The following is a 25,421-nucleotide window of genomic DNA, read 5'->3' as shown; positions in this document are numbered from 1 at the left end:
ACAAGGCTCATAAAAATTCCTGCTCATCTGAAGAGTTCAGACAAGGGAAGAATAAATGTACTTTTTTGCGTGAGGGATAGTAAGGGTCTCGCTGAAAGCGAGAGTGCGGAGCGAAGCGGAGTACCGAAACGAAGTGCAGCCCTGAATAGCCCGACCGTTTTGCCCTGACCAAAGCCAAGGCAAACGGGCACGCCCCTAGTATTTAAAAATTAAAAGAATCCTAATTTGTTTTTGTTGTATGAAATCAACATGTTTTTGGTTTGACGGTAATGGTCTAACATCATTTTGTGGTTTTCTCTACCAATACCCGACTGTTTGTAGCCTCCAAATGGAGCTCCTGCAGGATATGAGTGATATTGATTGACCCAAACTCTACCCGCCTGAATCTGACGTGGCACATTGTACAACTGGTGCGCATCTCTCGTCCAAACTCCTGCTCCCAATCCGTAAATCGTATCATTGGCAATTTTAATTCCTTCTTCTTCGTCTTTGAAGGTTGTGAACGCGAGAACCGGTCCGAAAATTTCTTCCTGGAAGATTCTCATCCTGTTGTTTCCTTTGAAAATGGTCGGCTGAATGTAATATCCTTCATCTAAACCTTCTCCAACATGATTTACATCGCCACCAACTAAAACTTCTGCACCTTCTTCTTTACCCAGTTTGATATAAGAAAGAATCTTGTCTTTCTGAATTTTTGAAGCCTGAGCTCCCATCATCACTGTTTTATCTAAAGGATTTCCTACTTTGATTGCTTTTACTCTTTCGATAACTTTTGCAATGAAAGCGTCTGCAATATCTTCCTGCACCAATAATCTTGACGGGCAAGTACAAATTTCACCCTGATTTAAAGCGAAAAGTACTGCTCCTTCAATGGCTTTATCTAAAAATGCATCGTCTGCATCCATCACCGAACTGAAGAATACGTTTGGAGATTTACCTCCCAATTCTAAAGTCACCGGAATGATATTTTCTGTTGCATACTGCATTACCAAACGCCCCGTTGCTGTAGAACCTGTAAATGCTGCTTTGTTCACTTTTGGGTTGGTCACCAAAGCTCTTCCTAATTCTGCTCCGAAACCATTAACGATATTCACCACTCCCGCCGGAAGCAAATCGCCAATGAGTTCCATTAAAACTAAAATAGAGACCGGTGTACTTTCTGCAGGCTTTAAGACTACGCAATTTCCAGCTGCCAAAGCCGGAGCTAATTTCCAAACTGCCATAAGGATTGGGAAATTCCAAGGAATAATTTGTGCAATAACACCTAATGGTTCATGTACGATTAATGAAACGGTGTCTTTATCTAATTCGTTGTGAGAGCCTTCTTCTGCTCTGATGACCGATGCAAAATATCTGAAATGGTCAACTGCCAAAGGAATATCAGCTGCCAAAGTTTCTCTTACCGCTTTACCGTTATCAATCGTTTCAACGGTTGCGATATATTCTAAATTCTGCTCAATTCTATCAGCTATTTTATTCAGGATAATACTTCTTTCAGTAGATGAAGTGTTTTTCCATGTTTCGAATGCTTTTTCTGCAGCATTTACTGCCAATTCTAAATCTTCTTTTGATGAGTGTGCTGCCTGAGTGAAAACTTTTCCATCAACTGGTGAAACTACATCAAAATACTGCCCGTTAACCGGTGCTGTAAACTTTCCGTCAATGTAATTATTGTATTGATTTTTAAACTCCGGCCACTGTAAAGTGGTAGATGATTGTTGTTCTGTTGTTGTGCTCATATTAGTAAGTTTAATTTTATCTAAAGCCAAATTACACACAGCTAAGAGAATTGAATAGCAGAATCCTACAAAAGAATACTAAAATCCTACATCATTCTAATTTTATCATTTCATTAACAAAGAATTCCTCAATTAATTTCTATATTTGAATAGACAGGTCTTGAAAAATGTTTAGAAATGAATGATAACAAGTTTTTATTAAATACTCCTGAATTAAAGAAGGAAAGCCAGCTTTTGAACTTGATTGAAAACCAGACATTATTCAATCTAAACAACTGTGAATTTAGCATTTACGAAACTCACAAGTCTGCTTACGGCGTAAAACTACATTTTGACAACATCGCATTCACAGCAATGCTTCGAGGTAAAAAGCATATGAAGCTGGAAAATAAGACTAATTATTTTGATTATCATCCCGGAGAAAGCGTTTTGGTCGCTCCCGGAGAAACCATGGTCATCGATTTTCCCGATGCAGACGAAACTCCTTCTCAATGTATTTCTTTAAGCTTAAACCCCGATTTTATTGAAAATTCTCTGAATCACCTCAACTATAATCTTCCAAAAGTAGACGAAACCTCAACATGGAATATACAACTGGATGAATATTTTCTGTTTAATAATCAGTCTTTAGCTTCTGCCACCAATAATATTATGAGAATTGCAATGGATGATAATTCGCAGAAAGATATTATGGCAGATTTTGCTTTAAAGGAATTATTAATCAGGCTGATGCAAACTCAGGCAAGAACTATGGTAGAAAAAAATATTGCAAAAAATAAATCAAGAATTGGGTTTGTGGTAGATTATATCAAGAAAAATATTCACCAAAAACTTTCTATTGACAGCATTGCAAAACTGGCTTACGTAAGCAAGTCAAATTTCTTTAAAATGTTTAAAGATGAATTGGGAACTTCTCCCAATGATTTCATTCTTCAGGAACGCATTAACAGGGCAAAAGAACTTTTAGCTTTAAATAACAGCATCAAGGAAACCGCTTTTCAAACCGGTTTTTCTGATACCAATTATTTCACAAGGGTTTTTAAACAATTGGTTGGAGTGACGCCGAAGAGTTATCAGAATAAAATTATTATTTAGATTTTTTATGAGGTTTTTCGCTCTTTTTGTAGTTTTCTTACTTACACAAGATTTTTTAGCTCAAAATATAAAAATTGAATACCGAAATTCAGGCTATCAAAGTGATGGAAGTGGAATTTATGACAGTCAAGAATTTATTAAAATTTATCCTGAAAAGAATAATTCTAAGTTAGAATTCACACGACTAAAGAAATTCTACATTTACAACGATTCCACTAAAAAAGATACCAGATTATCAATCAATGAAATTCATACTACAAAAAAGAATTTAAAAAGTTCTCTCGTTGATAATTTAATCTCCGAATTAGGTCTAAATAAAAATAATTTCGATTACGAGCTAATCAGAAAACAAATAAAGTTATCAATATCAAAACAAGATATCATTAAACTAATTAAAGTAAATAATATTTTCTACAAAATTGGAGATGAACAAACAAAGAAAATTGATAAATCTGGAAAACAGAAAATAAAAGATATTAAAGAGTTCAAAATATTTGATAAATATCTTGAATCCATTAAGCCATCTGACTCAATTATAACAGTTTACTCACATGGATTGAATTCAGCCATAATTAGTTATCAAAACGAAAAATATATACTTAATTTTTTAAATCCTTTGGGACAACCAATAGATGGAAAAAAATTATCTGTTAATTTAGATGTCAACACCACTTTAAATAAAATACTTCCAGAAAAATCACTTTTAAGAAAAAACTTGACCGCAGATTCTTTATTTGAAAAATATATTTTGTGGTATTTAGATAATTATTATAAATATTGAAAAAACCAAAGCACCTCAATTGAGATGCTTTATTTATTATTTTATCCTTTATAAGCGTAATACCTCGCTCCTTTCAGCACAGGATTTTCCAATTCTACAAATTCTAAACCAAATCCGTTGTAATCTGGATTTACAGAATATTCCAATTGTTTTCTGTGAAGCTTTTCATAAGTATCAAAATCAATCGCTAAACGATTTTTAAGATTTTCAAATAAATCCCATTTTGTAACCACATTTTTCCAGTTTTCAGAAACTTTTCCGGCAAAAACTTTTGATTTTGAACCGCTTCCATAACCAACAAATCCGATTTCTTCACCGGCTAATTCTTCATTTTCATTAAAAGAAGTCTGTAGACCTGAAAGTAAAGCCATAAAAATTGAAGCGGTGTACATATTTCCTATTTCCGAAGACGCACGTTGTGTTTTTTCAATTTTACTGTTGATAAATTCGATGTAATTTTCAGACTTTGCAACTGCTTTTTGTTCGTCAGCATTTGAATAAGGGAGTCCGTTTTCTAAGCTGTAAATCTCTGTAAAAACTCTTTTCCCATGAAATGCATACGGAAGATGGAAAATAAGATATTTCCAGTTCTTAGAAGGTTTTGTTTTGCCTGAAACTTCCTCATAATGCTGATAAGCTTCCCTAATCCTATCCTGATAACATTGGTTGGAATATTGCCCGTCAAAAATAGGTTCATCCGTAAAAATTTCTATTTTATCCGGAAAAGCTTCAGGAGCATTTTTTAAATTTTCTTTTTTGAAATGTCTTCTTGGTTTAAAAAAATCAAAAACTGATTCTGTAGCAACCCCCCAATTATTTTCAATCTCAATTAAATCAGGTTTTGCGGAAACCAATAAAGCAACTGCACCTCCACCCTGAGTATATTCACCGGATGAAGCCAGCTCATATTTGGCATAATCACTTGCAATAACCACTGCTTTTTTATCCGGATTTACTCTTACAAAATCTAAAGAATTATGAAGCGCATCTACTGCGCCAATGCAAGCAAAAGTCATATCTACCACATCACAGTTTTTGAAACATCTTTCTCCAAACTCTGCTTCCAAAACTTTTTCTATCATCTGCATTGCATAGGAAGCTGTTGGTTTAGCGGCATCGATTGCGCTTTCAGTTCCTAAATAAATACGTGAGATTTCTTTGGGATTGATTTGGTAGTCTTTTATTAATTTTAATAAAGCTTCTGCAGCGAATGTAGCAGCATCTTCATGTACATCGGGAAATCCCATTTTATGTAAGCCTAATCCTTTTTCCAGTTTTGCAGGTTCAATTCCTCTTTTTTCTGCTAAATCTTTAATTTTCAAATACAAAGAAGGCACATAATAACTTGCTGCCTCAATTCCAAAACTCATAATCGTCAAATTTTAAACGAATTTATGAAAGATGTAATAAAAAATACTGGAGAATCGTCTATTTTTTTGCCGATTACACAAAATTACATTAACAAAAAAGCACCTCTTTCGAAGTGCTCTGAAAATAACATGTATTTAATTGGTTAAAATTTAAATTACTTTTTAATCATTTTGAATGATTCTGTACCTAATGCTGTTTTACCAGAAATCATATACACTCCACTTGGCAATGCAGAAACATCTAAACTACCTTGATTTGAATCTGTTTTATGATACTGAATCTTTTGACCGGCATTGTTATAAATAGTAATATCATTTACTTTTTCACTGCTCTTATAGTTCAAAGTATTTCCGACAGGATTTGGATAATAGCTGATTGAAGATTTTGCAGATTTCGTCACATCTTTTACACTTAAACTAGCTCCTGAAACAACTACTGCATCCACTAATGTAGAATATCCATAATCAGTTTCGCATTCGATAGCAATCTGATAAGTTGTAGGAGGAATTGCAATAGCTCCGGAAGAAGTCCAAGTTGTAATATTAGAATGGAACTCAGCAAGCTGGGTCCAGGTTCCAGTAGCAGAAGTTCTGTAAAAAACTCTTAACCAGTTTAGGTCGGGACTCCACAACTTATTGATGTAATAAAAGCTTACCGTTGGATTAGTAACTGAAGATAAATTTAATACAGGACTTACCAATTTTGTTTTATCAAAGTTGTGAGATGTACCGGGATAATTTGCAAACTTTACTCCTTCGTAAGCTGTACTTACACTACCTGTTGAAGATGTGGAAGCAAAAGTCCAAGACATATTATTTACTTCGTAAATTTGAGTCCAGTCACCTCTTGTTGGTGAGTTATCTTCAAAAGTTTCTGTCCACGGAAACGTGGTAATCTGTGCATTCGAAAACGTAATCCCAAGAACTGCTATTGCAGTGTATAGGCGTTTTGATAAAATTTTAGAGAATAGTTTTGTTTTCATAAATCATCTTTTATTAATAGTTCAACATCAAATATATAATATATTTTACAAAAACACAATAAATATGATATTACATTACCAAATAATCAAATATAATTATTTATGAAAAATAAAAAAACCACTACTGATGCAGTGGTTTTGGTAAAATTCTTATTAATTTTTATTTAAAATTTTCAATTGCTTTATTGATTGCATCAATTTGCGGATTGATGCTTGATGCTTTTTGAGGATTTTGCTTAAGAAGTTCCATTTTCTTATTCAGACCATCTTTTAACATTTGAGTAATCATCATTTTTACTTGCGGATTATCTCCCATTTGTCCTTTAGCCTGATCTAAAATTTTTGTAATACTTTCTGTAGCTTTTAAATTATCCGAAGACATGATCCAGTTATAGCCTTCTTCAGCCACTTTTCCCAATTCAGGATTCTGGAATTTCACAAAAGGATAAAATGCTGCAATCGAAGCAATATTTGCCATCTGAGAAGTCACTTTATTTTTAACCACAACAGGCAATAACTGAGTAAGCATTTCTTCAGAAGCACCATCCAGTTCAATTTTATCAGCTAAACCATTTACTTTTGAAGGATCTACTGCGATAATTGCTGCCAAAGAGTTTACTTTTACAGAATTGGAAACCGCATTTACGCCTTTTTCAAAAATCGGAGTATATTTTTTGTCTTTCGTTTTTGCTAAAGCCGCAATTGCAACACCCTGAACCAAAGTTTTAGGATCATTTGAAGCCAGCTTTTCAACATCGCTTCCCAAAGCTTTCATCTGCTCAGAATTGCTTAGATCCATCAGTTCCAAAGCTTTCATTCTGATTCTGAAGAAAGGATCTTTTATAGCTGCTGCCAATAATTTTGTAGCTGCCGGATTTTTACCCACCTGATCTTTTATGGCGTTCAAAGCGATGTATTTGCTTTTAAACTCTTTAGAATTGGTAAACTGCAGGAAATTCTGCTCCGGAGTTTTAGATTCAGTAACATCAGCTAACAAAACTCCGTCCGCATTGATATTAATTAAATCCGGATTTTTAGACGAATCGAAAGTAAAAGTATTTTTTGCAGTCGCATTCGCCCAAACATTATATCTTTTTGGTTTGCCGTTATCATAAACATCAATAGCCAAAGGAAATTCAAAAGGTAGATCCTGAGATTGATTCAATGTAACCGTAACCTGTTTTTTTACAGGCTCGAAAGTGTAAGTATAATTTAATTTTGGGTTTCCGCTTCCAAAATACCACTGATTAAAGAACCAATTTAAATCTTTACCAGAAACTTTTTCAAAAGATAATCTCAACTGATGTGCTTCGGCATTTTTATATTCGTTGGTTTTAAGATAATCTGTAACTCCTGCGAAGAATGCATCATCACCCAAATAATTTCTCAACATATGAAGAATTCCGCCTCCTTTTTGATACGTTACCAAGTCAAAAACATCTTCACGAGAACCGTAATCAAATCTTACCAAATCTTTTTTGAAATCTGAAGGATTGTGAATGTAATGATTCACATCTTCCATCTGATGATAATCTGCCTGGTCTTTTCCGTATTTATATTCGTTCCAAAGATATTCTGAATAGTTAGCAAAAGATTCATTTACCGTAAGATTACTCCAGCTTTCTGCAGTAACTAAATCTCCAAACCAATGGTGAAATAATTCATGAGCGATGGTATCTTCCCATTTGTTCTCATCAATTAATTGTCCCGGTTTTTGAAGAATATCACTTCCGTGAAGCGTTGCTGTGGTATTTTCCATCGCTCCGGAAACGTAATCTCTACCAGAAATTTGAGCATATTTTGCCCAAGGATAATCGTAACCTAATTTTTTAGAGAAAAAATCGATCATTTCCGGAGTGTTTCCGTAAATCTGCTTTGCATACGGTTCGTATGCTTTTTCGATATAATAATCTACAGGAATATTTTTCCATTTGTCTTTTACAACGGCATAATCACCAACTCCCATAAAGAAAAGGTAGGTAGAATGTCTTTTATCCATCACCCAATGGTCGGTTCTTAAATCGTTGGATTCTTTTTTTGATTCTTTTAAAATCCCGTTAGAAAGGGTAACGTATTTATCAGGAACAGTCATGTAGATTTCCTGAGTGGTCTTCTGATTCGGTTTATCGATTGTTGGAAACCACGCTGAAGAAGATTCAGTTTCGCCCTGAGTCCAGATTTGCGTTGGTTTATCAGCTTCTTTTCCTTGAGCATTGATGAAATAAAGACCTTTTGCATCGTTGATTGCTGCACTTCCCTCTTGTTTCACTTCATTCGGACGGGAAGTGTACTTGATGTAAACCGTATAATCCTGATTTCTTGTATACGTTTTATCTAAATTTATCTTTAAAACATCATTTTTATAATCATATTTTAAAGGAGATTTTTTGCCGTTATTATCTAAAGCCACTTCATGAATCAACATTCCTTTTGCATCAAGCGTCAATTCATTAGAAGGATAAAAATACGGAGAAGCCGTTAACCATTCTTCACCATTCATCTGCTCTTTTTGATAATCAAAATTAACTTTAAGTTTGGTATGTTTAAGCTCTGTAACTTTTGTATGTGTTGCTCTGTAGACTTTTTCTCTTCCCGAAGTTTCTGTTTGTGCAGATACATTTGCGGAGAATAAAACTCCAAGTATTGCGATAGATAAAATGGCTTTTCTCATCCTTTTCTATATTATTATTTTTTTTGAATTATTTTTTAATCAGAATATCAAAAATATCGTTGACCAATGTTTCGTAATCACCTTTCTTCAACTGTTCTTTAGTTTTTGCAAACGCTTTTTTCAGTTCACTTTCAGGATTTTCGTCGTCGATAATTTCAATATCATTAATTCCTTTCACCTGAAGTAAAAGTTCTTTTAATTTTTCAACATCCGTATTTTCTTCAATGCTAATTTTCAGTGATTTCATAAGTGATAAGTAGATATTTTGGCGTGAAAGTTACAAAAAAAGTGAAGCTTAACTTCACCTTATTTTTGATTTAAAATTGTCATCAATTTATTAGGATTTTGTTTACAATGCCAAAAAAGTTTTATGATAACTAAGTCTTTTTTAATTTCATAAAAAAGTTTCACTTGCTTTTTTCCTATGAGAGTAAATCTAATATTTGTGTAATTTTCTAAAGATTGATATTGTATTATTCCATCTTTTATAACTTGTCTGAAATTTTTAATATAAACTTTCAAAGTATTAATTTCTTTTTTTGTCCAATTTATCTTTAGAAAATCTATTATTTCTTCCAAAGAAATTTGCGCAGTTCTTGAAACTTCAACTTTCATTTTCTATCAAAAATATCGTCTAACAAATCATCTGTTAATTCTTGATGATTTCCATTTCTGTAATCATTTTCACTTTGTTCCATAACCTTTCCAAAATTTTCAGAATTCTCAATCTCTTCCCACGAATAAGTTTTATCGTTTTCAGAAATCTCAATATGATTAATTCCTTTTATCTGAGACAAAAGTTTTTTAATGAAAGGAACATCTGCATATTCGTCTAAACTGATTTTAATTTCCATAATTTCAGGATTTTAATCAAAGTTAAAAATTTTTAAATAAAAACTTTGGCAAAGATTTTAAACTTTGCCAAAGTAGATTATATCGCAACAGGAGCTTTAATTCCCGGATGTGGATCATAATTTTCTAAAGTAAAATCTTCAAAATTAAAATCGAAAATATCTTTAATTTCAGGATTGAGTTTCATAGTTGGCAAAGGTCTTGTCTCTCTTGAAAGCTGTTTATTAACCTGTTCAAAATGATTATTGTAAATATGAACATCCCCAAAAGTATGCACATAATCACCAACTTCTAATCCCGTAACCTGAGCAACCATCATCAATAAAAGCGCATAACTTGCGATATTGAAAGGAACTCCCAAGAAAACATCTGCACTTCTCTGGTATAATTGAAGCGACAATTTTCCGTCAGCTACATAAAACTGAAATAAAGCGTGACAAGGCGCCAAAGCCATATTTGGAATTTCGGCAGCGTTCCATGCAGAGACAATTAATCTTCTGGAATCAGGATTTTTTTTGATTTGCTCGATGACTTCAGAAAATTGGTCAACAACTTTTCCGTCGGCACCGCTCCAGCTTCTCCATTGTGCACCGTAAACAGGTCCTAAGTCTCCGTTTTTATCGGCCCATTCGTTCCAAATAGAAACGCCGTTGTCAGTAAGATATTTAATATTGGTGTCTCCTTTAATGAACCAAAGCAATTCGTAAATAATTGATTTTAAATGAACTTTTTTAGTCGTAACCAAAGGAAATCCTTTTGATAAATCGTAACGTAACTGGTATCCAAAAACACTGCGTGTTCCTGTTCCTGTTCTGTCAGTTTTATCGGTTCCGTTATCTAAAATATGCTGAAGTAAATCGAGGTAGTTTTGCATTGCGAAAAATTATCCCTCAAATTTAGAAAAAACAAAGTTTAAAATCTTCATTTCAAAACTAAAGTTATCCATATCAATACAATTTCAATTTTCTATCAAAAAAAGCATTCACAAAAAATGAACGCTTCTATAAATTTATTTTTAATGAAATTAAACTGCCGTATAACCTCCATCAACCAAATAATAACCTCCCGTCATAAAAGATGATTTATCAGAACTTAAGAAAAGAACCAATTCTGCAACTTCTTCAGACTTTCCTAATCTTCCCATCGGATGTTTTGCAATCAATGCTTTTTTATGTTCGTCGTCTAACTGATTCAAAAGAGGGGTATCAATATAACCAGGTCCAACTGCATTACAACGAATGTTTTTCTGACCATATTCTGCTCCGATATTTTTTGTCAAACCAACAACAGCATGTTTAGTAGAAGTATAAGCTGATGATAATGGAGCTGCAACTGTTCCGTGAATCGATGCGATGTTTACAATAACACCACCTCCATTTTTCTCCATTTGCGTCAATTCGTATTTACAACCGTAGAAAACACCATCGAGATTAATATCAATTACTTTTTTCCATCCATCAAGACTGTAATCTCCTGTTTGGTTTGCTTCACCACCAATTCCGGCATTGTTACAAGCAATATCTAATCTTCCGTAAGTATCAACGGTTGCTTTTACCAAAGCTTCAACCTGTTCAGGATTTGAAGTATCGGCTTTTACAAAACTTGCTTCACCGCCTTCTGACTTTATCTGTTCAACTGCAGATTTTCCATGCTCTTCATTAATGTCTGAAACAATAACTTTTGCTCCTTCTTTAGCGTATAATTTTGCGATAGCAAGTCCAATTCCTGAACCTGCGCCAATAACTAATGCTACTTTATTATTTAAAATTTTCATAATAAATGATATTTAATTATGATATTAAATCAACAAAAATTATGCAAAGAGAGTTTTTTAAAAGTTAATAAACTCATAAATGCTTCTTTTTGAATCAATGATGTTTTCAAACTTAAAACTACTGAATCTCAATAATTTTTTGGCTGATATTATTAAGCGAGAAAGAATCGTTTTCCTGTTTTCCATTCATTGCTTTTGCCAAAGGAGATTCTGGAGAAATACAGATAATTTTTTGATTTTCAAAAGTAATTTCACCCAAAGAAACCGAAATAAAAAACAAACCTTTTTCAGTTTTTACAATCGCTCCTTTTTCTGCTTTTTCCGACTGTTTTGGAAGTATCGTTTTCAGAAAATCCTGTTGCTTCAAAACTTCATTTAATTGAACCTGAAGATTATTGATTTCCTGCTGAAGCATTTCTCTTCCTGTTTCATATTTATCTCCCATTGAACTTTTTGTATCGTTGCTTGATGCACGGGTTTCAGAAATCAGTTTCTCGAAGTTGTTTATTTTTTCGGAGAGTTTTAATTTAACAATATTGATAAGTGAAGATTTGTTCATATTAAATTTTGGCTAAAGCCTTTTCTTTAATTCATTAAAAAACGGGCTAAAGCCCGCTTCCATTATAATATATTTTTAAAGTTATGTATTTTGATTTAATCTTAAAAGAAAAACTTAGCTCACAACTTTATGTCAATTTATTTTTCAAAAACAGCGTAATCAGAAACCTTAAAACTAAAGTTTTTACCGTTGTTGAAATCTCTTTTCGTTCCATCAAAAATATTTTTAAAAGCTCCGGCAACATTTTCATCTTCAATGGTAAATTCTACATTTTCTTTTGAAAAATTGAGCACCACTAAAACTTCATTCCACTTATTTTTTCTGATGTAAGCAAAAATTTTATCATTCGCAGAAGTATTTAAAAGATAGGTCACAACATTTGAATCACCACCTCGTAAAGCTGGGTTTGAAGATTTCAGATTCAATAAAGTTTTATAAAAATCAGCCATTTCGCAATGATTCGTCCACTCAATTGGGTCTTTTTCAAAAAATTCTAATCTTTTCAGATTCGGAAGTTCCTGGCCCGAATATAATAACGGAATTCCGTTCCAGGTTGCTGAAAATATTGCCATTGGTTTGGTAATATCGTCGTACTTTTCGTATTCTGTTCCGTTCCATGAATTTTCGTCATGATTGGTTGTAAACCAAGCTCTCATTGAAGAATCTCCGATTTGAGAATATTTCCTAAGCAAATCTACAAGTTCATGAATCGGTTGATTGTCTTTATAGAATTCGGCAGATTTGTGCATCCATTTCCAAGAATAGCTTGCATCAAAAACTTTTCCGTATTCCGGACTTTCCAATTCATCAAACTCACCAATCCAGAAAAGAGGTTTTATTTTTTCGACTTCTGGTCTTGCTTCTTTCCAAAAATCAACAGTTACCCAAGAAGCCAAATCGCATCTAAAACCATCAATATCTGCTTCTTCAATCCAGAATTTCATCGCATCAATCATCGCTTTCCTCATTTCTTGATTTTCATAATCAAGCTCGATAATATCATCCATTCCGGAAGCCATTTTAAAATCTCCATTCTCTTTCAGGTAAAATTCGGGATTTGTTTTCGTCCAAACATGGTCCCAACCTGTGTGATTAGCAACCCAGTCGATAATTACTTTAAAACCTAAACGATGCGCTTCATTAATTAAATGTTTGAAATCATCCATCGTTCCAAACTCAGGATTAATTGAAGTGTAATCTGACGCTGCATAAGGACTTCCTAAACTTCCTTTCTTATTTTTTTGAGCAATCGGAGTAATCGGCATGAACCATAAGGTTTTAACGCCCATATTTTTCAGGCGTGGCATTTCTTTTTCAAACGCTCTGAAAGTGCCTTCTTTAGTGTATTGTCTTACGTTAACTTCATATATATTGGTGGTGTGTTTCCATTCCTGAGGTAAATCCATATTCATTTTCATTTAAAATAAAAAGAAACATATTCTGTTCCTAAAAGTAGTTTTACAAACCCGTTTAAGTTTATTATTTAATAATTTTCAATCAACTTTTATAAAATTCTCGCTGATTGTGCAGATTTAGCAGATAAAAAAACAGATAGATATTTTTTTTAATCAGTAAAAATCTGAGGGATAAATTCATTTAAACGAGCTTTAAATTTTTGCAAAAATAAGAAATTGAGTATTAAAATTTATTTGAAACAAAAAACCCTGAATTTTACTTCAGGGCTATATTTTAGTTTCTATCTTTCGTTGTCGTCGTCTTCATCATCGAAAACATCATCATTGTAGTCATCTTCTTCATCGTCATCAAAGCTATCGTCATCTTCATCTGCAAAGTTATTGCTTCCACCTCCGAAATCATCATCAAAATTGAAATCGTCATCCATTAAAGGCATTGCAGATTTTTTGTTTTTTGATCCTGCAGCACTTCCACTTTTGCTTGGAGCTTTTAAAGGAGCATTTCCGAATCTGTATGCAGTAAGCGGATAATTCACACCTTTTGTTTCTTCAACCACTTCTATAAGCTCGCAGAAAAATTCCCAAAGATCAAGCAACCCATATTGGAACTGTGCTTTGTCTCCTGCTGACTCAAATGCTTCATCGATGTACACATCTGACATAATCTCGCCATCACCATCATCACTCATATCTTCAAGTGGAACGCTTTTTACAACAGTACCATCTTCTTCGAGAAGATTAAAAGTAGACAGCTCATCTCCACTAAGATTGAATGCACTTTTAATTCCCAAATGTAAGTTCCAGAGTGTTTGTTTTCCTTTGATTTCTACATCGCGGAAAATGTCTTCTTTCGTATCTAATATTACACGGATTTTGTAAACCATATCAGTATTTCAATTACTTTTTGCCTTTATTTATTATGATAAATTCTTGATGCAAATATATAATAAATGAGATTTTACAAAAAATATTTAATAATTTTTTAGAAACTTTTTTTTTCTTACATTTCGCCAAAATCATTTACTTTTCTCGAGCATAAAACTGAATTTTGTGCCTTCCAGGTAAACGCTTTCTACCGTAATATTTTCGTTATGAGCCTCCAGAATGTGCTTTACAATGGCAAGTCCTAATCCCGAACCGCCTTGTCTTCGGCTTCGGCTTGTCTCTACTCTGTAAAATCTTTCAAAAATTCTTGGCAATAATTCCGTTTTTATACCCATCCCGTTATCAATCACTTCAATGAGTACTTTGTTTTTGAGAACGCTTGTTTTCACCACTACTCTAGCTTCCTGTCTGTTGGCGTAATGAATAGCATTTGAAATTAAATTTATAAAAACCTGAGAAATCTTTTGTTTGTCTGCTTCCACAAAAATTTGGCTGTGCAAAGTCTGAAGCTGCAAAACAGTATTGTTTTTTTCGGCTTCAAGATCGAGAAGGTCAAAAATTTCTTTAATCAGAATATTAACATCAAATTTTGAAACGGTAAGATTAATTTCTCCGGCCTCTAATCTGTTGATCATATCGAGATCATTTACAATAGCAATCAATCTTTCTACAGAAATACCAATTCTTTCTAAATATTTATCACGAATCGTTAAGTTGTCTACTCCACCGTCAACCAAAGTTTCTACATAACCTTGAATCGAAAAAAGCGGAGTTTTCAGCTCATGCGAAACATTTCCGATATATTCTTTACGGTAACTTTCCATTTCCTTCATCATATCCATCTCGGTGAGTTGTTGTTGATTGAAATCTGAAAATCTTTCGCCCAGCTCTTTCAGCGTAATATTATTCTGATCGCTGTAAACAATTTCTTCCGGAAGAATTTTTGAGATTTTTCTGACCTGTTTTTTTGCATAATAATTAAAAAGCAGCTCTAAGACCACATAATTAATAATAAACATCAAAACGATGCACACAAAAAGACCAATCTTAAACTGGGAAGTATGGTAATAAATATCTTTCAGTGAATCGAAAATAATCACCAAAACAAACATCACCAATGTAAGCAGACATGATGAAACTAAAGTTAGTCTGTAAAATTTCAATTTTACAAAATTTTATAGGTTAAATGTAAAGTTAGGATTTATTTGAGTTAAACAATTAATTTGTACCCAATCCCTTTTAAAGTCTGAATCGTGTTGATTCCTAATTTTTCTCTCAGCCTACGGATGTGTACATCAATTGTTCTTTCACCAACGATCACGTCATTTCCCCAAACTTTTTCAAGAATTTCTTCTCTTTTAAACACTTTTTCTGTGTTTGATGCTAAAAGATAAAGCAAATCGAACTCTTTTTTAGGCAATAAAAACTGCTGTCCGCTTTTTGAAACTCTGAAGTTGTCTTTATCAATAACTAAATCACCAATTTCTATCAGCTTAGCATTATCAGAAACCTGAGAAGTCAGCTGAAGCAATGCATTTACTTTAGAAATAAGAATTTTCGGTTTAATCAGTTTTACAACATAATCGTTTGCTCCTGCCTGAAAGCCGGCCAACTGAGAAAACTCTTCACTTCTTGCAGAAAGAAAAACGATAAGCGTTTTTTGCAGCTCTTTTACTTTTCTAAGTTCCTGGCAAGTTTCGATACCGTCTTTTTCGGGCATCATTACATCTAATAAGATCAAATCGGGAATAATTTCTTTTGCTTTCTCTATACCTTCGTTACCATTTGTAGCGGTATAGATGTCGTAACCTTCCTTTTCCAGATTGTAAGACAGAATCTCTAGAATATCGAGTTCATCGTCTATTAGAAGAATTTTCTTTTGGTTCATTTTCAATTTTTACGTTTCAAAGTTAATCAATTTTGAATGATGGATTAACACAATGGTTATCGTTCACATAAAGTTAACAATAATTTCGTTTTCGTAATGTTTAGTTAAGAAAAATTTAAATTTTACTAAACCATTTACACGAACAATCTTTTCTTCCTTTGCACCGAAAGTAATTAGTAAAAAAAGAAATGAATTTTAGAAAACTGAGTATCGCTGCATTATTCCTTACCACATCTGGTACTTTAATGTACGCTCAAGAAAAAAATGACACCGTAAAGAACGAAAAAAAGATTGAGGGTGTTATCATCAAAGGGTCTACAAAAAAAGGAACTGAAGCTAACCTAATCAACATGCAGAAAAAATCTGTAGAGGTTATCGAAAGAGTAGGTTCTGTACAATTAGCCAAACAAGGTGTAGGCGATGCTGCTACTGCTGTAACCAAAGCCAGTGGAACACAAAAACAAGAAGGAAGCGGACAGATTTTCGTAAGAGGTTTGGGAGACCGTTACAACAGTACAACCTTAAACGGACTTACAATTCCATCTGATGATCCCGAATTCAAAAACATAGATCTTGAGATTTTTAAAACTTCAATGATCGAATATATTTCATTAGATAAAGTTTACAATCCTAAATTTTCTGGTGATTTTGGAGGTGCTAACATCAATATCGTATCTAAAGAACACAGCGGAAAGCCTTATTTTAAAATTGGTTTAGGAAGCGGTGTTAACTTTCAGACTTACAGAAAAAAAGACTTTAAACTTCAGGATGGCGGACCTGGTTTTTTCGGATTTAAAGAAACAAGTTTCATAAAAGGAAATCCTTATCAGTCTTATCCATTCACTACAAAGTGGAACTTTAAAAATGCTCAAAACCCTTTCAATACAGATATCAATGTGGAAGGTGGTGCAACTTTCGGAAAACTATCTTTATTTGCTTATGCAGGGTTTGACAATAGCTATGAGTACAGTGAAGGACAAGAAGGTTTCTTTTTTGCGAGCGGAAATCCAAATTCAAACTTCACCAACGTACAACGTTCTGTTTATAAAACAAATACAACGGGTTTAATTAATCTAGCATATAAATTAAACAGCAATAATAAGATTAATTTTACTTCAAATTATATTCATTCATCTTCTCAGTCAGCTAAAAGATACGAAGGATATTCTTATGATGTTGACAGAAATGTAATCATCAACAGAGGAGACAACAAGATTACTGATACTTGGGTAAACCAATTATTCGGAAATCATAAAATAGGATCAACTTGGGTAGCAGATTGGGCTTTAGGATACAATATGCTAAACAGCAAAAGACCAGACCGTCTTCAAAATACAATTGATGCAGAAAACTTCAATTTGCTTGCAGGAAGTGCGATCAACAACCACAGATATTTTGATGAGCTTACAGACAACACTGTTTTGGGACACTTAAATGTTTCTAAAAGCTTTGAAAATTTCAAAATTACGGCAGGTTACGACGGATCTTACAAAGACAGAAAATTCGATAATACAACGATTGGTATGGGTTTCAGCTTTATCAATCCTGTAGATCCTGATAATATCGATGCATTCATCAATGCAGGAAACAACGGCTTATTTACGTATCAGACGTTCATGTCGGGAAATAATATATTTACTCCATTCTATTATGGAATTAAACAAAACCTTCAATCTGGACATGCAAATGTAGACATTACTTTATCTGATAAGTTTATTGTACAAGTTGGTGGTCGCTACGACTTCATCGATATGCAAACTAAATGGACAGAACCTTTAACTGGTGGAATTGAAAAAAGAAAAAATAAAACTTACAACAAATTCTTGCCTGCATTAAACGCTAAATACAGCATCAATGATAAGCAGAATTTAAGATTATCATTCTCTAAAACATATACTTTACCACAAGCAAAAGAGATTATTCCAATTGCATATTATGATATTACAACCAATGTTTATGGTAATGAATATCTTTATCCGTCAGATAATTATAATTTCGATTTAAAGTGGGAAATGTTCCCTAAATCAGGAGAAGTTATTTCAGTTGCCGCTTTTGGTAAATATATTCAAAATGCAATCGCAAGAACTACCTACTCTACTTCTGCTCCAAATGATATGACTTATTTTAATATTTCAAATTGGGGATATATTTTAGGTGCGGAATTAGAATTTAGAAAAGATATTTACTCTTGGAATAATTCTAAAATCTATACCTTCTTGAACGGAACTGTAATGCATTCTGAGCAAGAATTGAAAACTCCTGAAGAACTTGCTAAAGAAAACGGAGGCAAGACTGCAGAATTTAGTGGTCAGACAAAAGACGATATTCAGGGTGTTGCAGATTTCATTGCTAATGCAAACTTAGGGTACAACTACAAATGGAGCAACGCAAACAGTTTAGACTTTGTAGTTTCTTATTCTCATGTTGGTAAAAATGTTTACGCTATCGGAACCAACAAGACAGGAAACTTCTATGAGCAAGGAAGAGATATTCTTGATCTCAATTTAAACTTTAATTTAGACAAAATAGGTATTGGCATCTCTGCTAAAAACTTATTAAACCCTAATTACAAAATACAGCAGGAAAACGGCGCAGGTACTTTTATTCACCAAAACTATACAAGAGGTCGTGAAGCCGGAATCAGTTTATCTTATAAATTTTAAAATATAAATCTAAAAAAATAGTTATGAAAAAAACAATTTTGAGAGCAGCGCTTTGCTTTTCATTAGTAGCAGCATTTTCAGCAACTGCAATCTCTTGTAGCTCTGATAATGACACAACGGAAAACGTATCAACCATTGATCCTGCAAATTTTAAAGGTAAAATTGCATCAGGAACTACAGTAACTCTAGATGCAACTAAAGTGTACAACCTTACAGGAACTCTTTCTGTAGAAAGCGGAGCAACTTTAGTAATTCCTGCAGGTACAAGAATCGTTGCTGCAGAAGGAGCAAACTATCTTATCGTTGAAAGAGGTGGTAAATTAATTGCAAACGGTACAGCAACAAACCCGATTGTATTTGAAGGATCTACTCATAAGCAAGGACATTGGGGAGGTATCGTTGTATTAGGAAATGCTCCTTCAAACAGAAGCTCTTTAGGTACTTCAACATCAGAATTAGGAGATCTTGTATATGGAGGGACTAACAAAACTGATAATTCAGGGATTTTAAAATATATTATCATTAAAGACAGTGGTTATAAATATAATCCTGCAAAAGAATTCAACGGTCTTTCTCTATTCGGAGTAGGAAGCGGAACTGTAGTTTCTTACATCTATGTAGTAGACGGTGCTGATGATGGTATCGAATTCTTCGGTGGAAATGTAAATGCTGATCACTTATTGGTTTTAGGTGTTGGTGATGATAGTATCGACTGGACAGAAGGTTGGCAAGGAACTGCAGAATACATTTATGCTGCAAGAAAAAAACAATACCAAACTGCTGCTGAACCAGGAAACAGAGGTGTAGAAGCTGATACTCAAGACACTGACGAAAACACAACTTTCGGAAACGGTGTATCAAACCCAACAATCAACAATGCTACTTTCATCGGTAACGCTGCTGGTTCTGAATCTCAGGGTATGAAAATCAGAGCTGGATCTAACGGTAAATTCGATAACATCGTTATTGCTAATTTCTCTACAGGTTTAGATTTTGAAACACCTAGAACTTACAACTGGTTCACAAGTGCTTCTTATATTAAAAACGTAAGATTTGTAGGGGTTGCAACACCTTGGAAGTCTAAAGCTGTTGCTCCTGCAACTACAGGTCCTGATTTGTCTGGTGTATTTACAACAAGTACTACTGCAAACGGAGCTGGAAACGTTACTGCTTTACCAGACTGGGCAAAAGGCTGGACTGGTTTGACTTCATTTGACACTACAGATGCAATGAACTAAACAATTAAGTAATTAGTTTCTTCATATCATATTGAAAACCACGCCCGGAATTTATTTTCCGGGCGTGGTGTTTAATCCATATTTAAATTACTGTTAACAAAATTCAAGCTTAATAAAATCAACAAGTTGATTCCTCTTTGTTCACTTAAATAATTATTAATAATCAAAATTAAACTTTGCGTTAAAAAAAGTTTTCAAATAAATATTTAATTTAAAATCAATTCATCATCGTTTGAATTGGGATAATAAACAGAAAAATGGTAATTTGGTCTTCTCATTCAAAATAGATTGATAAAAATCTCGTTGAAGAATAGTAATCTGAGAATTATGAAGAAAAATCACTTAAAAATAATCATCGCTGCTTTCATTATCGGCTCATCATTTACCATTTATTCGTGCAGTAAAGATGACGATATAACTTCCGAAATTCCCGTTATCGGAATAGCTCAGGATCCTAATAATTTTAAAGGTGATATTACCAGCGGACAAGTTGTAACACTTGATCCGATGAAGCTTTATAAACTCACCGGTATTGTTACGGTAAAAAATGGCGGAACTCTCTCTATTCCTGCCGGAACAAGAATTACAGCTACAGCAGGAGCATCATCTTACATTCTTGTAGAACAGGGTGGAAAAATTTATGCAAACGGAACTCCCGGCTCACCCGTTTTATTTACATCAACAACAGCCGAAGCCGGAAATTGGGGCGGAATAGTTATTTGTGGTAAAGCTCCGATCAATACAGGAAGTACTGGTTTATCAGAAATAGGAAATTTAACTTACGGAGGTGCTGAAACTACCGATAATTCAGGATCACTGAATTATGTAAGAATTGAATACGCAGGCGCTAACTTTTCAGCCGGTAAAAAATTTAACGGGCTTTCTCTTTTCGGGATTGGTAACGAGACCAGAGTAGAAAGCGTAGCACTTTTAAATAATGCAGACGACGGTATCGAAATTTATGGCGGAACGGTAAATGTTTCAAACATTGTTTCAATCGGGAACACCAATCATGCATTCAGTTATAAAGACGGATGGATTGGTACCGCTACAAATATTTATACCAAAAGAAAAGCAGACGGCACAGGAAATAATGGAATTAAAGGTATTAATAATGCTACAAATCCTACTGCTTCTCCTCAATCAAGTGCAACTATCAAAAACGTGACCTTAATCGGAGGAAATAACACAGGCGAAGCTAATGGCATATTGTTGTCATCGGGAGCTCAAGCAACGATTGAAAATGCCGTGATTTCAAGTTGGAAAACAGGTATTAATTTACAAGGTGATGCAACCGTTACTTATTTTAACGATCAAAATAAAATAAAAGATATTCTATTTAATGCAACCAATGTTACGAATAAGATTTCAGCCACTTCAACAGCGGGTGCATCTGTAACAATTTTACCCAACACTTTTACCGAAAAACCTGATGCAACAGGAGCCGGAAATGGAGAGTCTACTCCAACTTGGGCAGTTGGTTGGTCTGGATTACAATAATTACATTTAAAATTAATATAAAATTCCTTAGAAGTATTTTCAGAGGAATTTTTGTTTAAACCTTTAACTTATATCATTTTTAATTAGAATTTACCTTATACCAATTTATCTTACAATCTGGGCAGCTCCGGAGGAGCAACACCTTTGTAGAATAAATAGTAATAAATACAATAAGAACTCCGTAGGAGTTCAACCTTTTCCAATAAATCATTCTCTGAATTGAGAAGGCGTCATTCCCGTTTGAGATTTGAAGAATTTTGAAAAACTTGCCTGGTCATAAAATCCCAAATCAAAAACAATATCTTTCACCGATTTTTTTGAAACTTTCAGAAGACTTTTTTCTCAGGAATTTTTATTTAAACAATTAACTTATATCATTTTTAATTAGAATTTACCTTATACCAATTTATCTTACAATCTGGGCAGCTCCGGAGGAGCAACACCTTTGTAGAATAAATAGTAATAAATACAATAAGAACTCCGTAGGAGTTCAACCTTTTCCAATAAATCATTCTCTGAATTGAGAAGGCGTCATTCCCGTTTGAGATTTGAAGAATTTTGAAAAACTTGCCTGGTCATAAAATCCCAAATCAAAAACAATATCTTTCACCGATTTTTTTGAAACTTTCAGAAGACTTTTTTCTCAGGAATTTTTATTTAAACAATTAACTTATATCATTTTTAATTAGAATTTACCTTATACCAATTTATCTTACAATCTGGGCAGCTCCGGAGGAGCAACACCTTTGTAGAATAAATAGTAATAAATACAATAAGAACTCCGTAGGAGTTCAACCTTTTCCAATAAATCATTCTCTGAATTGAGACGGCGTCATTCCTGTTTGAGACTTGAAAAATTTTGAAAAGCTCGCCTGATCATAAAATCCCAAATCAAAAACAATATCTTTCACCGATTTTTTTGAAACTTTCAGAAGACGCTTTGCTTCAAGTAAAATTCTATCCTGAATAAGCGATGAAGCTGAAGAATTAATGCTTTTTTTACAGATAATATTTAAATAATTAGGTGAGATATTAAGCTTTTCAGCATAAAAAGAAACCGACCGTTCTTCTTTAAAATGCTCATCAATAAGGTTTAAAAATTTTGAAAAAACAGGATTCGAATGGTATTGCTCATCATTTTTAAAAATAAATTCTACCGCTTCACTGATGAGTAATCCGATCATTTCGCTTCGCTTCTGGATCATTTCCCAAAAGATATTCTCATCATTCAAAAGTTTTTTAATGGTTTTAAATTCATAAACCAAAAAATTAAATCGCTCATCTGAAAGATCTATTACAGGATGATTTTGATAAAATAATTGTGAAAATCTCAAAGCTGGAATTAAACTTTCAAACCAGGCTCTGCTGATCATCAACTGATATCCTATCGTTCCTGCTTCAATTTCCCATTGGTGCACCTGATCGGGAAAAACCAAATGAATCTGATGGTCTTTCACTTCATAATCTACAAAATCGATGGTGTGATTACCTTTTGCCTTTTCAAAAATATTAATGATAAAAAAATCATGTTTGTGCGGATCATCAATAGAACGTTCTCCGTAAAGTTCATTAAACAAGAGGTGTGTTTCCAAAGAATGATCATCCTTGAAATCCTGAATACCCAAAACCGGAAAATGATCTGAACGACGGCTCATCCCGAATGATTTTTGCCTAAAATTAGTGAAATTTATGCAGGAAATCATTTTTAGATTTTTTAGTTATTAAATGACAGATAATAGACTTACAATCTTTGTTAATAAATATCTCGCTGATTCTGTCTAATTTGTACAATCTGCGAAAACAATATAAAAGCTGATTGGAAAAATCTTTTCAAAGTTTCACGTAGATAATTTAAGATTCTAAAATTTTTACAATCTCTTTATATCCTAAAGATTTTGCGTGTTCCAAAGCGGTAATTCCATCTTTATCAGCAATATCTTTTGCCTTTTTATCTTTAAGGATCTGAACGATTTGCTGATATTTTAAACTTCCGTCACCTAAAATTACCGCTTCCATCAAAGCTGTCCATCCCAATCTGTTTACATGATCGATCGGAAAACCTTCCGTATTTGCCAAAACTTTTACCGTTTCTACATGACCTCTTTCACAGGCTGGAATTAAAGCCGTTCCGTTATATCTGTTGAAAACGTCAAAACGGGCTCCGTTTTTCAGAAATAATTTCACTAATTCGGTCTGTCCGTTTGCTCCTGCAAATAAAAACGCACTATCTAATTGTTGATCCTGCAGATTAACATCCGCTTTATATTCGACAAGGATTTTTGCAATTTTTATCTTTTTCCCTACCACTGCAAGAAGCAGCAAAGATCTTCCTCTGGAATCTTTTGTATTCACATCGGCTCCGTTTTCCAAAGCAGTTCTTAATCCTTCTGCATTGTTGCTTTTTACAAGCTCAATTAAATTTTCATTTTTCATCGTGTTTTTTTTTACAGGTTGAGAGAAACTTTTTTCACAAGCATTCACACCGAGAAAATACAAAAGAAAAAATAAAACTCTTATCACCTATTTTTTATTTAATTAAAATACCACGTTCCCTCTATAAATAAGAGATTCTACGTTCGAAATTCTTGATACCGCTTCTGCAGAACAGCTTGCATTCAGCAGAACAAAATCGGCATCATCACCTGTTTTCGGCCATTGCTGAACGCCTTTATCATCCAAAGGAGTTAGATTTGCCGTTGCTAATTTTAAACTTCTTGAAAGCAAAAATTCAGTCGACTGACCGTAAAGCTGAGCATAAAGATTGGCTTTCTCTAAAACACTTCCGGTTCCGTAAGTATTCCAATGATCGATAATACTGTCGTTTCCGGTATAAACGGTTACATTATGTTTTTGTAAAGTCGGAAGCGGCATAATCAAATTTCCGATAGGGATCGTTGAAGCAATTCCCACTTGAGCATTGCCTAATTTTTCGGCAATCTCTTCCTGTTTTATTTTATCTAATTTACCTAAAATAAAACAATGACTAAAAAATGTTTTTCCTTTTAGAGAAGGATTTTCATTCACTTTATCGATAAGGTATTCAACCGTTTTCAAACCTGATTCTCCGGTTTCATGTAAATGAATATCAATTCCTTTTTGATGATCTAAAGCGAGTTGTACCGTAAAATCAATTGTCTTTTCAATCGCTCCGTCAATCGTGTAAGGATCTACTCCACCGATAAAATCGATATTCATCTGAGCCGCTTCTTTCAGATAAGGAACAGAATTTTTGTAAAAAACTCCGTGCTGCGGAAACGCAACAATTTCAGCACCGAAACTTTTCTTTTTGTTATCTAAAGCTTTCTGTAGATTTTTCAAAGAATCGAGCTTGGAAGTAGGCTCAATATTCACATGACTTCTTGCAAAAGCAGTTCCTTTAGACTGGATCAATTCAATCATTTTTTCTGCTTTATAAGTAGAATTTTTCAGAATTTCCGGCATGATCTGTTCTTCCAAAGCAATCATTCCTTTTACTCCGCCTTTTCTTTTTCTTACAGCCTGCCATTTGTCGCCATAAAAAGTTTTATCGAGGTGAATGTGCATGTCTTTAAAAGCCGGAAGCATCAAAAAACCTTTTGCATCCACCGCTTTTGCTTTCGGATCATTCGGTGCTATTTTTATGATTTTTCCGTTTTCTGTTTCTATTAAAAACAAATCTGTTTTTGTAGAAATCACTTCGCCTTCTTCATATTCAAAACCTGTTTCAAGACGAACATTTTTAAGAATTAATTTCCCGTTTACTGTTGAAACTTTATCTTCAGAAAGCGTTTTTGCACTCACCACTGTAGGCGTTAAAGTAATTCCAGCCATTGCTAAAGCAGAGCTTTTCAAAAAATCTTTTCGCGAAATATTATTAGACCTTTCCATATTCAATTTCTATGACACAAAATTAGTAAGAACTAAGGTCTTAGAATTGTATCATTTATCATATTGCTTGTATGAATTTTTCGAACGCTCAAAAAAGTCCTCTCAAAATCAAAATATTTACGATATTTGAAATATTTGTGT

General features: G+C 33.6%; 24 protein-coding genes. 5 read left to right on the top strand and 19 right to left on the bottom strand.

Annotated features, from left to right (window positions below; translation table 11 throughout):
- Positions 1-209: 209 nt before the first annotated feature.
- Entirely contained in the window at positions 210-1,739 is a 1,530-nt protein-coding gene (locus tag OEW74_RS08000) for an aldehyde dehydrogenase family protein (RefSeq protein ID WP_265427971.1), read from the bottom strand.
- A 177-nt stretch (positions 1,740-1,916) separates the two neighbouring features.
- Between OEW74_RS08000 and OEW74_RS07995 the strand changes: the two genes are divergently transcribed.
- Positions 1,917-2,834 (top strand): helix-turn-helix domain-containing protein, encoded by a 918-nt coding sequence (locus OEW74_RS07995; RefSeq protein WP_265427970.1) that lies wholly within the window; start codon positions 1,917-1,919, stop codon positions 2,832-2,834.
- Positions 2,835-2,841: 7 nt separating this feature from the next.
- Positions 2,842-3,615 (top strand): hypothetical protein, encoded by a 774-nt coding sequence (locus OEW74_RS07990; protein ID WP_265427969.1) that lies wholly within the window; start codon positions 2,842-2,844, stop codon positions 3,613-3,615.
- Positions 3,616-3,656: 41 nt separating this feature from the next.
- Here OEW74_RS07990 and OEW74_RS07985 read toward each other — a convergent pair whose 3' ends face one another.
- From OEW74_RS07985 to OEW74_RS07925, 13 genes are all read right to left on the bottom strand, one after another.
- Entirely contained in the window at positions 3,657-4,985 is a 1,329-nt protein-coding gene (locus OEW74_RS07985) for a hydroxymethylglutaryl-CoA synthase family protein (RefSeq protein WP_265427968.1), read from the bottom strand.
- A 155-nt stretch (positions 4,986-5,140) separates the two neighbouring features.
- Positions 5,141-5,968, bottom strand: a complete 828-nt coding sequence (locus tag OEW74_RS07980) for a T9SS type A sorting domain-containing protein (RefSeq protein ID WP_265427967.1) — start codon at positions 5,966-5,968, stop codon at positions 5,141-5,143.
- Positions 5,969-6,128: 160 nt separating this feature from the next.
- Complete coding sequence (locus OEW74_RS07975; RefSeq protein WP_265427966.1) at positions 6,129-8,639, bottom strand: M1 family metallopeptidase; 2,511 nt, start codon at positions 8,637-8,639, stop codon at positions 6,129-6,131.
- Positions 8,640-8,667: 28 nt separating this feature from the next.
- Positions 8,668-8,886 carry a hypothetical protein gene (locus OEW74_RS07970; protein WP_204536973.1) on the bottom strand — a complete coding sequence of 73 codons (219 nt, stop codon included), beginning with the start codon at positions 8,884-8,886 and terminating at the stop codon, positions 8,668-8,670.
- A 59-nt stretch (positions 8,887-8,945) separates the two neighbouring features.
- Positions 8,946-9,254, bottom strand: a complete 309-nt coding sequence (locus tag OEW74_RS07965) for a hypothetical protein (RefSeq protein ID WP_265427965.1) — start codon at positions 9,252-9,254, stop codon at positions 8,946-8,948.
- Entirely contained in the window at positions 9,251-9,493 is a 243-nt protein-coding gene (locus tag OEW74_RS07960; RefSeq protein WP_265427964.1) for a hypothetical protein, read from the bottom strand. The genes OEW74_RS07965 and OEW74_RS07960 overlap by 4 nt, the downstream gene beginning before the upstream one ends.
- 77 nt (positions 9,494-9,570) lie before the next feature.
- Positions 9,571-10,365: a thymidylate synthase gene (locus tag OEW74_RS07955; protein ID WP_265427963.1), complete on the bottom strand. Its 795-nt coding sequence runs from the start codon at positions 10,363-10,365 to the stop codon at positions 9,571-9,573.
- 150 nt (positions 10,366-10,515) lie between these two features.
- The gene (locus OEW74_RS07950) at positions 10,516-11,265 is read right to left on the bottom strand and encodes an SDR family NAD(P)-dependent oxidoreductase (protein WP_265427962.1); all 750 of its coding nucleotides are present in this window, start codon (positions 11,263-11,265) and stop codon (positions 10,516-10,518) included.
- A 118-nt stretch (positions 11,266-11,383) separates the two neighbouring features.
- Positions 11,384-11,824 (bottom strand): hypothetical protein, encoded by a 441-nt coding sequence (locus tag OEW74_RS07945; protein WP_265427961.1) that lies wholly within the window; start codon positions 11,822-11,824, stop codon positions 11,384-11,386.
- A gap of 137 nt (positions 11,825-11,961) precedes the next feature.
- Positions 11,962-13,230, bottom strand: a complete 1,269-nt coding sequence (locus OEW74_RS07940; protein WP_265427960.1) for an alpha-amylase family glycosyl hydrolase — start codon at positions 13,228-13,230, stop codon at positions 11,962-11,964.
- Positions 13,231-13,520: 290 nt separating this feature from the next.
- Positions 13,521-14,123: an IS1096 element passenger TnpR family protein gene (locus OEW74_RS07935; protein ID WP_265427959.1), complete on the bottom strand. Its 603-nt coding sequence runs from the start codon at positions 14,121-14,123 to the stop codon at positions 13,521-13,523.
- Positions 14,124-14,255: 132 nt separating this feature from the next.
- On the bottom strand, positions 14,256-15,287 hold the full coding sequence (locus tag OEW74_RS07930; protein ID WP_265427958.1) for a sensor histidine kinase: 1,032 nt from the start codon (positions 15,285-15,287) through the stop codon (positions 14,256-14,258).
- A gap of 47 nt (positions 15,288-15,334) precedes the next feature.
- The gene (locus tag OEW74_RS07925; protein ID WP_062702984.1) at positions 15,335-16,012 is read right to left on the bottom strand and encodes a response regulator transcription factor; all 678 of its coding nucleotides are present in this window, start codon (positions 16,010-16,012) and stop codon (positions 15,335-15,337) included.
- 188 nt (positions 16,013-16,200) lie between these two features.
- Between OEW74_RS07925 and OEW74_RS07920 the strand changes: the two genes are divergently transcribed.
- The 3 genes from OEW74_RS07920 to OEW74_RS07910 all read left to right on the top strand — a co-directional run bounded on the left by OEW74_RS07920 (position 16,201) and on the right by OEW74_RS07910 (position 21,413).
- Entirely contained in the window at positions 16,201-18,675 is a 2,475-nt protein-coding gene (locus OEW74_RS07920; protein WP_265427957.1) for a TonB-dependent receptor domain-containing protein, read from the top strand.
- 23 nt (positions 18,676-18,698) lie between these two features.
- Positions 18,699-19,913 carry a hypothetical protein gene (locus OEW74_RS07915; protein WP_265427956.1) on the top strand — a complete coding sequence of 405 codons (1,215 nt, stop codon included), beginning with the start codon at positions 18,699-18,701 and terminating at the stop codon, positions 19,911-19,913.
- A gap of 327 nt (positions 19,914-20,240) precedes the next feature.
- On the top strand, positions 20,241-21,413 hold the full coding sequence (locus OEW74_RS07910) for a hypothetical protein (protein ID WP_265427955.1): 1,173 nt from the start codon (positions 20,241-20,243) through the stop codon (positions 21,411-21,413).
- 207 nt (positions 21,414-21,620) lie between these two features.
- Here OEW74_RS07910 and OEW74_RS07905 read toward each other — a convergent pair whose 3' ends face one another.
- The 5 genes from OEW74_RS07905 to OEW74_RS07885 all read right to left on the bottom strand — a co-directional run bounded on the left by OEW74_RS07905 (position 21,621) and on the right by OEW74_RS07885 (position 25,280).
- Positions 21,621-21,743, bottom strand: coding sequence for a helix-turn-helix domain-containing protein (locus OEW74_RS07905; protein WP_265427995.1), 123 nt, complete (start codon positions 21,741-21,743; stop codon positions 21,621-21,623).
- Positions 21,744-21,921: 178 nt separating this feature from the next.
- Complete coding sequence (locus tag OEW74_RS07900; protein ID WP_265427995.1) at positions 21,922-22,044, bottom strand: helix-turn-helix domain-containing protein; 123 nt, start codon at positions 22,042-22,044, stop codon at positions 21,922-21,924.
- 178 nt (positions 22,045-22,222) lie between these two features.
- Positions 22,223-23,068 (bottom strand): helix-turn-helix domain-containing protein, encoded by an 846-nt coding sequence (locus OEW74_RS07895; protein ID WP_265427954.1) that lies wholly within the window; start codon positions 23,066-23,068, stop codon positions 22,223-22,225.
- A gap of 196 nt (positions 23,069-23,264) precedes the next feature.
- The gene (locus OEW74_RS07890) at positions 23,265-23,846 is read right to left on the bottom strand and encodes an ankyrin repeat domain-containing protein (protein WP_265427953.1); all 582 of its coding nucleotides are present in this window, start codon (positions 23,844-23,846) and stop codon (positions 23,265-23,267) included.
- 102 nt (positions 23,847-23,948) lie between these two features.
- Positions 23,949-25,280, bottom strand: coding sequence for an amidohydrolase (locus tag OEW74_RS07885; protein ID WP_265427952.1), 1,332 nt, complete (start codon positions 25,278-25,280; stop codon positions 23,949-23,951).
- Positions 25,281-25,421 lie beyond the last annotated feature (141 nt).

The sequence above is a fragment of the Chryseobacterium sp. YIM B08800 genome (assembly GCF_026163565.1).
Classification (GTDB): Bacteria; Bacteroidota; Bacteroidia; order Flavobacteriales; family Weeksellaceae; genus Chryseobacterium.
The sequence above is the reverse complement of the archived record's forward strand: the minus strand, read 5'-3'. Positions and strand labels throughout refer to the sequence as shown.